The following is a 13,523-nucleotide window of genomic DNA, read 5'->3' as shown; positions in this document are numbered from 1 at the left end:
CATGGCCATCTCAATTAACAAGAAGCGTACGAACAAGAGCAAGTCTGCTTCGCGCAGCCGCCGCCAGCTTCGTATCCGCAAGCGCATCTCCGGCACGGCTGTACGTCCTCGTCTGGTCGTCAACCGTTCCGCACGCCACGTATTCGTCCAGGTTGTCGATGACACCAAGGGCCTGACCGTAGCAAGCGCCTCCACACTGGAAGCCGACCTTCGTGCATTCGAAGGCGACAAGACCGCCAAGGCCAAGCGCGTTGGCGAGCTCGTTGCCGAGCGTGCGAAGGCTGCCGGTATCGAAGCTGTTGTCTTCGACCGCGGTGGTAACAAGTACCACGGCCGGATCGCCGCCGTCGCTGACGGTGCACGTGAAGGTGGGCTGTCACTGTGACGGAAGCAAACAAGGAAAAGGACACTGTGTCTGCAGATCAGAAGGCGACTGAAGCCGTAGCTGCTGAGACCACTGCGCCCGCGGCTGCTGCCGATGACCGCCGTGGTGGCGCTCGTCGTGGCGGCGAGCGTGGCGACCGTGCTCAGGGCGGTCGCGACGGCGGCCGTGGTGGCCGTGGCGGCCGCGATGGCGGCCGTGAAGCCGAGAAGAGCCAGTTCGTAGAGCGCGTTGTCACCATCAACCGCGTTTCCAAGGTGGTCAAGGGTGGTCGTCGCTTCAGCTTCACCGCTCTGGTCGTCGTTGGTGACGGTAACGGTATGGTCGGCGTTGGCTACGGCAAGGCTAAGGAAGTTCCTGCCGCAATCGCGAAGGGCGTTGAAGAGGCCAAGAAGTCCTTCTTCCGCGTTCCCCGCATTGGCAACACCATTCCGCACCGCGTTCAGGGTGAAGCCGCTGCCGGCGTCGTAATGCTGCGTCCGGCTTCCGCCGGTACCGGTGTTATCGCCGGTGGTCCGGTCCGTGCAGTACTGGAGTGCGTGGGTATCCACGACATCCTCTCCAAGTCGCTCGGTTCCTCCAACGCCATCAACATCGTTCACGCGACCGTTGATGCCCTGAAGCGCCTCGAAGAGCCGGCAGCAGTGGCAGCACGCCGCGGCCTGCCGCTTGACGAGGTTGCTCCGCCGGCAATGGTGAAGGCAATCCTGAACCAGAAGGCAGGTGTCTAAGCCATGGCTAAGAACGTGCTTGTCTCCGACCTTCAGTTGGAGATCACTCAGATTAAGTCCGCCATTGGCGGCAAGCAGAACCAGCGCGACACCCTTCGGTCCCTCGGCCTGAAGCGGATCGGACACACCGTTGTCCGCACCGCCGACGCCGTGACCGTTGGAATGCTCAACACGGTTCCGCACCTGGTAAAGGTAGAGGAGGCGAAGTAAATGGCAGAGAAGAAGACCGCCGTAGAGGCTGCTGAGAAGCAGAACGCTCTGAAGGTCCACCACCTGCGCCCCGCCCCGGGTGCCAAGACCGCCAAGACCCGCGTTGGTCGTGGTGAAGGTTCCAAGGGTAAGACCGCTGGTCGCGGTACCAAGGGTACGAAGGCCCGCTACCAGATCAAGGCTGGCTTTGCCGGCGGCCAGCTGCCGCTGCACATGCGCCTGCCGAAGCTGCGCGGCTTCAAGAACCCGTTCCGGGTTGAGTTCCAGGTTGTAAACCTGGACAAGCTCAACGAGCTGTTCCCGGAAGGTGGCGCAGTCACCGTGGAGAACCTGGTCGAAAAGGGTGCCGTTCGCAAGAACCAGCCCGTCAAGGTGCTTGGCACCGGCGACATCACCGTCAAGGTTGACGTCACCGTCCACGCATTCTCGGCCAGCGCCGCAGAAAAGATTGCAGCAGCAGGCGGAAGCACCACCGCTCTCTAGTAGGCGGTGGGCGAACGCCCGTTGTGAACTCCCGGTGTGCAAGGGCCCCAGGGCCCTGCACACCGGGAGTTTTTTCACATCCGCTGGCCGACCATTTCCGCCCGTTCGCCGCAAGCGCGGCTACATGGATTGTTCGCATGGCCAATCCACCCGTTAGACTCGGTTGTTGGGATTATTGTCCCCCATCACACCACGCTAATAAACAACACAGGAGGACGCTTGCTTAGCGCATTTGGCCGGGCCTTTCGCACGCCTGATCTGCGGCGCAAGTTGTTGTTCACGCTGGCAATCATCACAATCTTCCGCTTGGGTGCATTCATCCCCTCGCCTGGTGTGAACTACCAGAATGTCCAGCAATGCTTGCAGAACGGTCAGACCGCTGGCGGGCTCTATCAGCTCGTCAACCTGTTCAGCGGCGGTGCCTTGCTTCAGGTGTCCATCTTCGCGCTGGGCATCATGCCGTACATCACGGCCAGCATCATCGTGCAGCTGCTCCGGGTGGTCATTCCCCGGTTCCAGGAGCTGTATGAGGAGGGCGCTTCCGGGCAGTCCAAGCTCACCCAGTACACGCGGTACCTCACCATTGCTTTGGGCCTGCTGAACGCAACGACGCTGGTGTCGCTGGCACGTTCAGGCCAGTTGCTTCCGGGCTGTGCACTGCCGATCATTCCTGACGACAGCATCATCACCACCATCCTGCTGGTCATCACGCTGACCGCCGGTACCGGGCTCATCATGTGGATGGGCGAACTCGTCACCGAAAAGGGTGTGGGCAACGGCATGTCCCTGCTCATCTTCACCTCTATCGCGGCGACCTTCCCCACGTCCCTGGGCGCCATCTGGAGCTCACAGGGCCCGGGTACGTTCTTTATGGTCCTGGCCATCGGCCTGGTGACGGTTGCCCTGGTGGTGTTCGTGGAGCAGTCCCAGCGCCGTGTCCCGGTGCAGTACGCCAAGCGGATGATCGGACGCCGGACCGTCGGCGGCACCAGCACCTATATCCCCATCAAGGTGAACATGGCAGGCGTGATCCCCGTGATCTTCGCATCGTCCATGCTCTACCTGCCGGGACTGATCTCACAGTTCAACCAGCCCAAGGCCGGCGAGGAACTCGCGCCGTGGGTTGAGTGGATCAACAACAACCTCACCCGAGGAGACCACCCGATCTACATGGCGCTGTACTTCGCCATGATCGTGTTCTTCACCTACTTCTATGTCGCGATCACCTTCAACCCTGAAGAGGTCTCCGACAACATGAAGAAGTACGGCGGTTTCATCCCGGGTATCCGTGCCGGAAAACCGACCGCGGACTACCTGCAGTACGTGCTCTCCCGGATCACGCTCCCCGGCGCCCTGTACCTGGGCTTCGTGGCGCTGATTCCGCTGGTGGCACTGGTACTGATCAACGCGAACCAGAACTTCCCGTTCGGTGGCACCTCGATCCTGATCATCGTGGGCGTTGGCCTTGAAACCGTCAAGCAAATAGATGCGCAGCTACAGCAACGTCACTACGAAGGGCTTTTGCGATGACGAAAATGTTGATTATTGGACCCCCCGGTTCCGGTAAAGGAACCCAAGCAGAACGTATTTCCGAGCGCCTCGGTGTCGTGGCGATTTCCACCGGTGATATCTTCCGCGCCAACGTGAAGGGCGAAACGCCTCTTGGCATCGAGGCCAAGAAGTACATGGACGCAGGGGACTTCGTTCCGGACAGCGTGACCAACAAGATGGTCCGCGACCGCCTGAGCGAGGACGACGTCGAAAACGGCTTCCTCCTGGACGGCTACCCGCGCACCACGGCGCAGGTGGACTACCTGGACGGCATCCTCGCGAACAGCGAAGAGAAGCTCGACGTCGTCCTGCAGCTCACGGCCGACGACGAGGAACTCGTCTCCCGCCTGTTGGGCCGTGCCAAGGAAACCGGCCGGAGCGACGACAACGAAGCCGTGATCCGCCACCGCCTGGACCTGTACCACGAGCAGACCGAGGCCGTTGTGGCCAAGTATGCCGAGCGCGGCATCCTGACCCAGGTTGACGGCATCGGCGGCATCGACGAGGTCACCGACCGCGTGATGCAGGCCATCAAGGCAGCCCAGGCCGCCTGAGCCACGCAACAAGCTTTTCTGAGGCTCCTCCCGGCATCCGGGAGGAGCCTCAGCCATTGAGAGGACACACCATGGCCTTCGGCCAGCCCCGTATCGAATACAAGACCAACGCCCAGATGCGCACCATGCATGAAGCCGGGCTGGTGCTGAGCCGCGCGCTGGACGCAGCGGTGGCGGCCGCCGCTCCCGGCGTCACCACCAAGCAGCTGGACGACGTCTTCGCCGCGGTGCTGAACGAGGCCGGCGCCAAGTCGAACTTCCTCGGGTACCACGGGTTCCCCGCGACCATCTGCACTTCCGTGAACGAGGAAGTGGTGCACGGCATCCCCGGCGGCAAGGTCCTCAACGACGGCGACATCATCTCGATCGACGGCGGCGCGATAGTTGACGGCTGGCATTCCGACTCTGCACGCACCGTCATCGTGGGCAATGCCGACCCCGAGGACCAGCGGCTCTCCGACGTCACCCAGGCAGCCATGTGGCGCGGCATCGCCGCCCTGGCCACAGGAAGCCACGTGGGCGACATCGGCGCAGCCATCGACGACTACGTCTCCTCCGTGCCGGGCAAGCCGCTGGGCATCCTGGAGGACTACGTGGGCCACGGCATCGGCTCCGAGATGCACATGGCCCCGGATGTCCTGAATTACCGCACCAGCCACCGCGGCCCCAAAATCAAGCCCGGACTGTGCTTGGCCATCGAGCCGATGCTGGTCCGCGGCAGCATCGACACCGCCGTGCTGGAGGACGACTGGACAGTGGTGACCACCGACGGCAAGCGCTCCTGCCAATGGGAGCACTCGGTTGCCGTCCACGAAAAGGGGATCTGGGTACTCTCAGCCCCCGACGGCGGAGCGGAGCACCTGGTTCCGCTCGGCGTCGTACCGGTGCCTATTCCGTAGGTTTCGTGGGCCTCAGGGCAGAATGGAGCCATGGGAGCAATCACGGATGTGCCGGGGATCAGGGTTGGCCATGAGCAGAAGACCGGGGACGGCTGGCTGACGGGGGTCACCGTGGTGCTGCCGCCGCCAGGGACTGTTGGATCCGTGGATGTCCGGGGCGGGGGACCCGGAACGCACGAGACCGATGCACTGGATCCCACCACGCTGGTGTCCACTGTGGACGCCGTGGTCCTCACCGGCGGCAGCGCGTACGGGCTTGTCTCGGCTCACGGCGCGCAGCGGTGGTGCGAGGAGGACGGCCGGGGCTTCGCCGTCACCGGGGGAGTGGTGCCGATCGTTCCCGCCGCCGCCATCTTCGACCTGGGCCGGGGAGGCGACTTCTCAGCGCGTCCGACGGCGGACATGGGCTACGCGGCGACCGTTGCCGCTGCTGCGGAAAAGGACGGGCACGACGTCGGACGCGGCAGGGTGGGCGCCGGCACCGGAGCCCTCATTGGGCGGGGACAGTTCAAGGGTGGAGTGGGCACGGCTTCGGTCACGCTTGAGAACGGCGTGGTTGTGGGGGCGCTGGCCGTGGTGAACGCACTGGGGTTTCCGTTCGAGGTGCCTCCGGGAAATCCCGAACCCTCCGCGCGCTCGGTCGTGCCTCCCTTAGACGCGCGCTTCCGGGTTCCCGATTCCCCGTCGCCGGATGCGGACCCGCCTGCGCTCAATACGACGCTGGTGGTTGTTGCTACTAACGCTGTCTTGGACCCCGCCGAATGCTACCGGACTGCTTCTGCGGCGCACGCCGGATTGGCTCGCGCGCTGAATCCATCGCACACCTTGGCCGACGGCGACACCGTCTTTTGTTTGGCTACTGGTGAGGTGCCATTGGACCGTAGTACTGAAACTGCCCGGCAGGTGAGTCTCATTACCCTGCAGAGTGCGGCAGCCGACGTCGTACGTTTGGCGATTCTGGATGGGATTGTGTAAGTAGGTATTTTTTGGTAATTGAATACAGATGTAGTAACGTTGCTTGTTGGTTGTCTGCCTAGCTGTGCCCTGTTTGGGGCCGGAGGTGATAACCGATCCAACAAAAACGTTCGTGGTCATGTCCGGTGCAATCCGGCAGGGCTGCGGCAACAACAGTTAGCGGAGGGTATGGCCAAGAAGGACGGGGTCATTGAGATCGAAGGCGTTGTGACTGAGGCGCTGCCTAACGCGATGTTTCGCGTTGAGCTGACCAACAAGCACATCGTACTCGCGCACATCTCAGGCAAGATGCGCCAGCACTACATCAGGATTCTCCCTGAGGACCGGGTAGTGGTGGAACTGAGCCCTTATGACCTCACTCGGGGTCGTATCGTCTACCGCTACAAGTAAATTCTGGGCGGCCTCAGCAAGAGCTGACGGCTGCTCCAGTTGACCAACTGCCACACGCAAAGGAATGCCATGAAGGTCAAGCCGAGCGTCAAGCAGATCTGCGAAAAGTGCAAAGTGATCCGCCGTAATGGCCGGGTCATGGTGATCTGCGAGAACCCGCGCCACAAGCAGCGCCAGGGCTAATTTCCCTCCCGAGGGAAATCCTGGGTTGCTAACCCACGCAAGTAAATAAAGGCAGCACAAGCTGAATTGGGACGTATGAGCCCGGACAGCTAACCCCCGGTCGGAGGCTGGGGCCGCACAGAACGTGCGGGTGTACTGCCTACGACCTCCGGTTTATTCAAGGAGTACTGCCAATATGGCTCGTCTCGCTGGCGTAGACATTCCCCGCGAAAAGCGGTTGGAAATTGCGCTTACTTACATCTACGGCGTGGGCAAGACCCGTGCACACGAAACCCTGGCTGCCACTGGCATCAGCGCTGACGTCCGCGTTAAGGACCTCACCGATACCCAGCTGGTAGAGCTTCGTGACTACATTGAAGGCAACTACAAGGTTGAGGGTGACCTTCGCCGCGAAGTAGCAGCTGACATCCGCCGCAAGGTTGAAATCGGCAGCTACGAAGGTATTCGCCACCGCAAGGGCCTGCCAGTGCGCGGACAGCGTACGAAGACGAACGCACGTACCCGTAAGGGTCCGAAGCGCACCGTTGCAGGCAAGAAGAAGGCTCGTTAAATCCCTCGGGATTGACTCGTCTTCCCCCAATAACTTTCTGTAGGAGAAAAAATGCCCCCGAAGACTCGTGGCGCGGTTCGCAAGCCGCGTAAGAAGGACAAAAAGAATATCGCGCTGGGCCAGGCGCACATCAAGAGCACTTTTAACAACACCATCGTGTCCATCACGGACCCGAACGGCGCTGTTATCTCTTGGGCTTCCTCAGGTGAGGTTGGCTTCAAGGGCTCACGCAAGTCCACCCCGTTCGCAGCCCAGATGGCTGCCGAAGCTGCTGCCAAGCGTGCGCAGGAGCACGGCATGCGCAAGGTTGACGTTTTCGTCAAGGGACCGGGCTCCGGACGCGAGACCGCAATCCGCTCGCTGCAGGCCGCTGGCCTGGAGGTTGGCTCCATCCAGGACGTCACCCCCGCAGCGCACAACGGCTGCCGTCCGCCGAAGCGCCGCCGCGTCTAAGGCTTTTCCAGCAGCTTGAGCTTGCCCGGACCGTCAATGGTCCGGGCAAGCCCAGCCGCGTTAAGTCTTCAGACCGAAATTTCCACCACCTGTGTTGCGTCATATAGCGGATGCTCGCCGAAAGGAAACCTAAGTGCTCATTGCACAGCGCCCCACCCTCTCCGAAGAGGTAGTCTCCGATAACCGCTCGCGTTTCATCATTGAACCGCTGGAACCCGGCTTCGGCTACACCCTCGGAAACTCCCTCCGCCGTACCCTGCTCTCCTCCATCCCCGGTGCCGCTGTAACCAGCATCCGGATCGATGGCGTGCTGCACGAGTTCACCACGGTTCCGGGTGTAAAGGAAGATGTCACTGAGATCATCCTGAACATCAAGAGCCTGTCGGTTTCCTCCGAGCACGACGAGCCGGTTGTGGCTTACCTGCGCAAGCAGGGCCCCGGAGTCGTCACCGCTGCGGACATCGCTCCGCCGGCCGGCGTCGAATTCCACAACCCGGATCTGCACATTGCCACGCTGAACTCGAAGGGCAAGTTCGAACTCGAACTGACCATCGAGCGCGGCCGCGGCTACGTTTCGGCAGCTCAGAACAAGTCCGGCGACTCCGAGATCGGCCGTATCCCGGTCGACTCGATCTACTCGCCGGTCCTGAAGGTTACCTTCCGCGTGGAAGCAACCCGTGTTGAGCAGCGCACCGACTTCGACAAGCTCATTGTCGACGTCGAGACCAAGCAGGCCATCGCCCCGCGCGATGCTGTTGCTTCCGCAGGTACCACCCTGGTGGAACTCTTCGGTCTGGCCCGCGAGCTGAACACCGCAGCTGAAGGTATCGAGATTGGCCCGTCGCCGACGGATGCTGCCCTGGCAGCGGACATGGCACTGCCGATCGAGGATCTGGACCTCACCGTCCGTTCCTACAACTGCCTCAAGCGTGAGGGCATCCACACCGTGGGTGAACTCGTTGCACGCTCCGAGGCTGACCTCATGGACATCCGTAACTTCGGTGCGAAGTCCATTGACGAGGTCAAGGCAAAGCTGGTTGAACTGGGCCTGTCCCTCAAGGACTCGCCTCCCGGTTTTGACCTCGCAGCACGCGCCGCAGCAATTGAAGAGGACGACGCCGCCTTCGGCGACGACGAACTCTAACAAACAGATCTTGGCCGGCTGGCTGGATGCACCACGGTGCGCGCAGCCCACTGGCTTCCATATGAGGAGAAACTATTATGCCTACCCCCGCTAAGGGTCCGCGCCTCGGAGGCGGAGCGGCTCACGAGCGTCTTATGCTCGCGAACCTGTCCGCCGCACTGTTCGAGCACAAGCGGATCACCACCACGGTGACCAAGGCCAAGCGCCTGAAGCCGTACGCCGAGCGTCTGGTGACTTTCGCCAAGCGCGGCGACCTGGCTTCCCGCCGCCGTGTACTCGGCCTGATCAGCAACAAGGGCATCGTCCACGAGCTGTTCACCGACATTGCACAGGCAGTGGAGAACCGCGACGGCGGCTACACCCGCATCACCAAGATCGGCAACCGCAAGGGCGACAACGCTCCCATGGCTGTCATCGAACTGGTTCTCGAGCCGGTTTCCGCCAAGCAGGCCGTTGTGGCCGAGGCTACCCAGGCTGCCGCCAAGGCTGCTCCGGTTGCTGAGCCTGTCGAAACCGAAGCTGCCGAGACCGAAGCTGCTGAAGCCAAGTATGCCGGCTCCAAGCCTGCTACGGCTGACAACGTTGCCCCTGAGGGCTTCGAGGTCAAGGGCAACGAGGACTCCATGAAGTACCACGTTCCCGGCTCACGCTGGTACGACGCCACGGTTGCTGAAGTCTGGTTCGACTCTGCAGAGTCCGCCGCAGCCGCAGGCTTCGTGCCTGCCGGTGGCGACGCTGCACAGGCCGTCGAAGCTGAGTAATCAGGCTCTGACGCTCCAGTAGACTTATGTCTATGAACGACCAAAAACCCGCGGCCCCCGTTTTGGGGGGCGGCGGGTTTTTGCGTGTCCGGCTTGATTTGTCGTACGACGGCGGCCCCTTCAACGGGTGGGCAGTGCAGCCGGGATTGCGGACTGTCCAGGGCATCCTGGAAGAGGCGCTGGCGCTGCTGATCCGCCGGCCCATTCGCGTCACCGTGGCGGGACGCACCGACGCCGGCGTGCACGCCCGCGGCCAGGTGGTCCACCTGGACCTGACCGAGGCCGAGTGGCTGAAGCTGCCGCGCGGGCACGAACTGGATCCCGCCGTCGCGTTCCTGCGGCGGATTCGTGGCGCCCTCAGCCGGGGGCTGGGCGACCTGACCGGTGCTATCGAGGTTCACCTGGCGTCCCTGGCTCCCGTGGGCTTTGACGCCCGGTTCTCCGCGCTGTGGCGGCGCTACAGCTACCGCATCGCGGACGGTCCTGCGCTCTGGGATCCGCTCGAACGGTACTTCACGCTCTGGCACCAAAACCCCCTGGACGTGGACCTGCTGAACGCGGGCGCCGCCCAGCTGTTGGGGCTGCAGAACTTCCTGTCCTACTGCAAGCCGCGCGAGGGCGCCACAACCATCCGGGAGTTGCAGCGGTTCGAATTCCACCGCGGTGAGGACGGCGTTATTGTTGCCACCGTCCAGGCCGACGCGTTCTGCCACAACATGGTGCGCTCCCTGGTTGGCTCGGCGCTGTTCGTGGGGGAGGGCATCGAGGAGCCGGGCTGGCTGCATGAGCGGCTGCTGGCCAAGAAACGGGACGCCAAGTCCGTCCTGGCCGCCCCGCACCCGCTGGTCCTTGAAGAAGTGGCCTACCCCTCCGACGACGAAATGCTGGCCCGCGCCGAGCTGACCAGGGCGGTCCGCAAGCACTGACGCCCGGACCCCATCGACTGCTCCGTCAGCGCCCTTTTGGGCCTCGAAAAGGGCCGCTACGGAGCAATCGATGAGGGGGCGGGCAGGGTCATGGTGAACGTGCTGCCGCCGCCCAGGGCACTGGCGCAGGCGATGGCCCCGCCGTGGCGTTCCAAGATGGTCTTGGTGATGGAGAGGCCCAGTCCGGCGCCGGGGATGGCTGCATCCCGGGCGGAGTCGGCACGGAAGAACCGGCTGAAAACCTTGGCCGCATCCTCCGGCGCCATGCCCATCCCGGTGTCCCGAACAACGAGCTTGACCCAATCCTTCGAACCGGTGGCGCTGATAGTCACAGTGCCGCCGTCGGGGGAGTACTTGATGGCGTTCGACACGAGGTTGTCCAGTGCCTGGCCGATCCGCAGCGGGTCGGCATACGCCCAGAGCGGGGAGGGAACGTTGGCCGCCAGTGATACGCCTGACCGTTCCGCGTGTGCCTGGGCTGAGCCGATGCTGGTCTCCACCAGGCCGGAAATGTCGGTCCGTTTCGGGTGGACGTTCAGGGCGGCGGACGCTTCCAGCGTCAGGTCCGAGACCAGGGCCAGCAGCCGCTCGGAGTTGCGCTGCACCACGTCCAGGCGCTGGACCGTGAGGGCGGAGAGTCCGTCGCTGTCCTCGAGCACCAGGTCGATGTTGCCCAGGATAGAATTCAGCGGCGACCGGAATTCGTGGGAGACGTTCGAGACCAGTTCCTCGTTCGCGGCCATGGCTTCAACCAGGCCCGTTACGTCGCTGTAGACGACCACCGCTCCGGTGAGGCGGCCGCCGTCGTCCATTAACGGCCTGGCGGCGGTGGACACCGCACGCTGCTGCGGGACATCGCCGATCCAGACGAGATAGTCCGCGAACGATTCACCCTCGATGGCGCGCCGGAGGGGACGCTTGTCCGGTGGCAGGGGCGTCACTTTGTCCTGGGCGAAGACCCGATGTTCGCTGTGGTCGGCAGGCACGACGCCGGCCGGTGCGGCGGTCTGCTGCCACCGCCGCATCATGTTGTTGGCCAGGAGCTGGTCACCGCTCGAATCGACGGCCACGATGCCGACGTCGGTGGCGTCCAGGATGGTCATCAGCAGTTTCTCGCGTTCCCGGCTCGCGGCGAGCAACTCCCGGAGTTCCCTGCCCATGGCCTGCAGCTCGCGCTGCTGCACGCGCATGTTGGCGCTGGCGAAGCGGATGGCGAGCGAAACGGCCAGCATAACGAGGGGGAAAAGAACGAGTGCAATAATGTCCGATGCCGCGAGGTTGGGGAATTTTGCAGCCGTTGTGGGGAGCATTATCAGCAGCGGCCCCAGAGCGCTCAGTACCATGCTGGTGCGGACCATGATTCCGGAAGCGGCCATCCAGATGACCGGAAAGACGACCAGAATTGCCAGGCCCGGGAGAAGGGGCGCGGCACCGTTTCGCAGCAATGCGATCGCGAGTATGTCAAGAATCGGAATTGCCAGGTAAGAGCTGTGGGGCATTCGCTCCCAGGGCGTGAGGAAGCAGGCGATGAAAAGAATGACATGAAGGGCGATTGCTGCCAGGTAGAGCGGGCTGACCAGCAGTGACGGCCACGTGAAGGGGGTCATCACGCCGAGGATGGCGACAATCAGAGACAGCGGAAGCTGGCACAATGCCACCTGGGTGCGCGGGCCAAGCTTCCTGAAATAGAGCGCCACCGCCCGGGGCGTGGGACGTAGGGGCATAGGGGGTCTCCAACTTTCCTGACGGCCCCAATTCCGTCCCCAACCAATTTACGCGCCCGAATTCGTGGCGGGCAGCGTCATCAACGCTCTGAATCCTAATGTGTATGACTTGTTAAGGTAATTGACTTTCCAAAACTAAACGCGGGAAGGCGTGTCATCCGCCGTTCATACTTGTAGCGTATAGAGAGTTGGAGTGGTTGAGGGGATTAGCGCTGGGCTGATGGGGGCCTCTTCCACCTGGCATCAGGGATAGTGATGGAAGATCTTGGGGTAGCAGTAGTCATTGAGGACGACGCCGATGTGCGCAACCTCCTGGAGGGGATCCTCAGCCAGGCGGGGTTTGAGGTACATACCGCCGTTGACGGGCGGGAAGGCGTTGAGGTGGTCCGGCACAACAAGGCCCAGGTGGTCACGCTGGACATCGGCCTTCCGGACATTGACGGGTTTGAGGTCCTGCGGCGGATCCGGAGTTTCAGCGATGCCTATGTGGTGATGCTGACAGGCCGGACCGAGGAACCGGATCTGCTCTCGGCCCTGAACGCAGGCGCGGACGACTACATTGCGAAGCCGTTCCGGCCGCGTGAACTCCGGGCCAGGGTGGCGGCCATGATGCGCAGGCCACGCCACGAGGTCACCAGTCCACCGCAGGTTGCGCGCGCATGGGCGTCACCTCCAGCGGCGCCGGCCTCGTTCAGCCAGGCCGGCGTGCTGCAGCACAACGGGCTCGTGCTGAACTACCGGACGCGGTCCGTGGCGATTGATGATGAAAACCTCGGGCTCACGCGCAGCGAGTTCGACCTCCTGCACACTTTGCTCCGCGGCGAGGGGGCGGTGTGCACACGGTCCGATCTGGTGCGGGCGGTGCGGGGGGACCTCTATGAACCCGATGCCTATATCAGTGAGGCGGACGAGCGGGCTGTGGAGGTCCACGTGGGCAACCTTCGGCGCAAGCTTCGGGAAGACCCGCAGTCACCGCGCTGGCTTCAGACCGTGCGGGGGGTGGGCTACCGGCTCGCACCAAGAAGGAACGACCTGCAGCGCTGGCCCGGGGCGGATCACTAGTCGTTTTTGAGGATGTAACTCGTCTGGAGCTCTGAGACTGTACGCACGCCGTGCTCGGCCACGCTTGCCAGGAGTTCCTGGCCGTGGACGAAGTCGCTGCGGCGGATGGCGTCCTCCAGAGCCTGGGCCAGAACGGACAACCGGATCCCGCCCACCATGGCTGAGGTGATCCGCAAACTGATGACGGCGTCCAAGGCTGCGCGGCGGTCCTCGGTGTGGACAGCTGCGGCCAGCCGGCCGAAGCGCTGGTCCCACAACGACGCGTAGTCGCGGGCGAATCCAAGGGCAAGTTCGGGGCCGTCGAGTTCTGCTTCCAGCTCCGCCAGGATCTCGGGTTCAACCCAGCGCATGGCCTCGTTGCCCGCCTGCTGGAGGCCGGAACCCACGCCCGCAACAGACCCCGCAGCCGACGGCTTGGCAGGGACACCCCCGCTGCTGGAGGTGAGTCGTGGACTATCCATGCTTCAAGGCTACTTCCTGTAGTTACTTGGGAGTCCGTTTTCGGTCGATCCTGTGGAAACCTTGAGTCATCCTTGACTTTGCGT

Annotated in this window: 18 protein-coding genes; 16 read left to right on the top strand and 2 right to left on the bottom strand. The window is 63.0% G+C overall.

Annotated features, from left to right (window positions below; all coding sequences use genetic code 11):
* Window position 1 precedes the first annotated feature (1 nt).
* The 15 genes from rplR to AC3IT0_RS15690 all read left to right on the top strand — a co-directional run bounded on the left by rplR (window position 2) and on the right by AC3IT0_RS15690 (window position 10,192).
* Entirely contained in the window at window positions 2-385 is a 384-nt protein-coding gene (gene rplR / locus AC3IT0_RS15760; protein ID WP_058931720.1) for a 50S ribosomal protein L18, read from the top strand.
* Window positions 382-1,113, top strand: coding sequence for a 30S ribosomal protein S5 (gene rpsE / locus AC3IT0_RS15755; RefSeq protein ID WP_489320654.1), 732 nt, complete (start codon window positions 382-384; stop codon window positions 1,111-1,113). The genes rplR and rpsE overlap by 4 nt, the downstream gene beginning before the upstream one ends.
* Before the next feature lie 3 nt (window positions 1,114-1,116).
* On the top strand, window positions 1,117-1,323 hold the full coding sequence (gene rpmD, locus AC3IT0_RS15750; protein ID WP_211876664.1) for a 50S ribosomal protein L30: 207 nt from the start codon (window positions 1,117-1,119) through the stop codon (window positions 1,321-1,323).
* The gene (gene rplO / locus AC3IT0_RS15745) at window positions 1,324-1,806 is read left to right on the top strand and encodes a 50S ribosomal protein L15 (RefSeq protein WP_489320653.1); all 483 of its coding nucleotides are present in this window, start codon (window positions 1,324-1,326) and stop codon (window positions 1,804-1,806) included.
* Window positions 1,807-2,025: 219 nt separating this feature from the next.
* Window positions 2,026-3,336: a preprotein translocase subunit SecY gene (gene secY, locus AC3IT0_RS15740; RefSeq protein WP_489320652.1), complete on the top strand. Its 1,311-nt coding sequence runs from the start codon at window positions 2,026-2,028 to the stop codon at window positions 3,334-3,336.
* Between the two features lie 5 nt (window positions 3,337-3,341).
* Window positions 3,342-3,911, top strand: a complete 570-nt coding sequence (locus AC3IT0_RS15735; RefSeq protein WP_489320651.1) for an adenylate kinase — start codon at window positions 3,342-3,344, stop codon at window positions 3,909-3,911.
* Between the two features lie 71 nt (window positions 3,912-3,982).
* Window positions 3,983-4,810: a type I methionyl aminopeptidase gene (gene map, locus AC3IT0_RS15730; RefSeq protein ID WP_489323821.1), complete on the top strand. Its 828-nt coding sequence runs from the start codon at window positions 3,983-3,985 to the stop codon at window positions 4,808-4,810.
* A gap of 30 nt (window positions 4,811-4,840) precedes the next feature.
* Entirely contained in the window at window positions 4,841-5,785 is a 945-nt protein-coding gene (locus AC3IT0_RS15725) for a P1 family peptidase (RefSeq protein ID WP_489320650.1), read from the top strand.
* A gap of 168 nt (window positions 5,786-5,953) precedes the next feature.
* Complete coding sequence (infA, locus tag AC3IT0_RS15720) at window positions 5,954-6,175, top strand: translation initiation factor IF-1 (RefSeq protein ID WP_009358723.1); 222 nt, start codon at window positions 5,954-5,956, stop codon at window positions 6,173-6,175.
* 69 nt (window positions 6,176-6,244) lie between these two features.
* Window positions 6,245-6,358 (top strand): 50S ribosomal protein L36, encoded by a 114-nt coding sequence (rpmJ, locus tag AC3IT0_RS15715; protein ID WP_009358722.1) that lies wholly within the window; start codon window positions 6,245-6,247, stop codon window positions 6,356-6,358.
* Between the two features lie 175 nt (window positions 6,359-6,533).
* Window positions 6,534-6,908, top strand: a complete 375-nt coding sequence (gene rpsM, locus AC3IT0_RS15710; protein WP_066293239.1) for a 30S ribosomal protein S13 — start codon at window positions 6,534-6,536, stop codon at window positions 6,906-6,908.
* Between the two features lie 51 nt (window positions 6,909-6,959).
* Entirely contained in the window at window positions 6,960-7,361 is a 402-nt protein-coding gene (gene rpsK / locus AC3IT0_RS15705; protein WP_018769149.1) for a 30S ribosomal protein S11, read from the top strand.
* Window positions 7,362-7,494: 133 nt separating this feature from the next.
* Complete coding sequence (locus AC3IT0_RS15700; protein WP_056344331.1) at window positions 7,495-8,505, top strand: DNA-directed RNA polymerase subunit alpha; 1,011 nt, start codon at window positions 7,495-7,497, stop codon at window positions 8,503-8,505.
* Window positions 8,506-8,582: 77 nt separating this feature from the next.
* Window positions 8,583-9,266 carry a 50S ribosomal protein L17, sunset domain variant gene (gene rplQ / locus AC3IT0_RS15695; RefSeq protein WP_459308416.1) on the top strand — a complete coding sequence of 228 codons (684 nt, stop codon included), beginning with the start codon at window positions 8,583-8,585 and terminating at the stop codon, window positions 9,264-9,266.
* A 32-nt stretch (window positions 9,267-9,298) separates the two neighbouring features.
* The gene (locus AC3IT0_RS15690; protein WP_489320649.1) at window positions 9,299-10,192 is read left to right on the top strand and encodes a tRNA pseudouridine synthase A; all 894 of its coding nucleotides are present in this window, start codon (window positions 9,299-9,301) and stop codon (window positions 10,190-10,192) included.
* A gap of 56 nt (window positions 10,193-10,248) precedes the next feature.
* Here the strand turns inward: AC3IT0_RS15690 and AC3IT0_RS15685 are convergent, their stop codons facing one another.
* The gene (locus tag AC3IT0_RS15685; RefSeq protein WP_489320648.1) at window positions 10,249-11,916 is read right to left on the bottom strand and encodes a sensor histidine kinase; all 1,668 of its coding nucleotides are present in this window, start codon (window positions 11,914-11,916) and stop codon (window positions 10,249-10,251) included.
* A 255-nt stretch (window positions 11,917-12,171) separates the two neighbouring features.
* On the opposite strand from AC3IT0_RS15685, the gene AC3IT0_RS15680 reads away from it, so the two are divergent.
* A complete protein-coding gene (locus AC3IT0_RS15680; RefSeq protein WP_489320647.1) occupies window positions 12,172-12,978 on the top strand; it encodes a response regulator transcription factor in 807 nt (268 codons plus the stop codon).
* Here the strand turns inward: AC3IT0_RS15680 and AC3IT0_RS15675 are convergent.
* Window positions 12,975-13,439: an Hpt domain-containing protein gene (locus tag AC3IT0_RS15675; RefSeq protein WP_489320646.1), complete on the bottom strand. Its 465-nt coding sequence runs from the start codon at window positions 13,437-13,439 to the stop codon at window positions 12,975-12,977. The two genes, AC3IT0_RS15680 and AC3IT0_RS15675, sit on opposite strands and share 4 nt — an antisense overlap.
* Window positions 13,440-13,523: the final 84 nt, after the last annotated feature.

Source organism: Pseudarthrobacter sp. KH_020_B (genome assembly GCF_057840185.1).
Note: the sequence above shows the minus strand (reverse complement) of the source record. Positions and strands in the feature narration are given on the sequence as shown.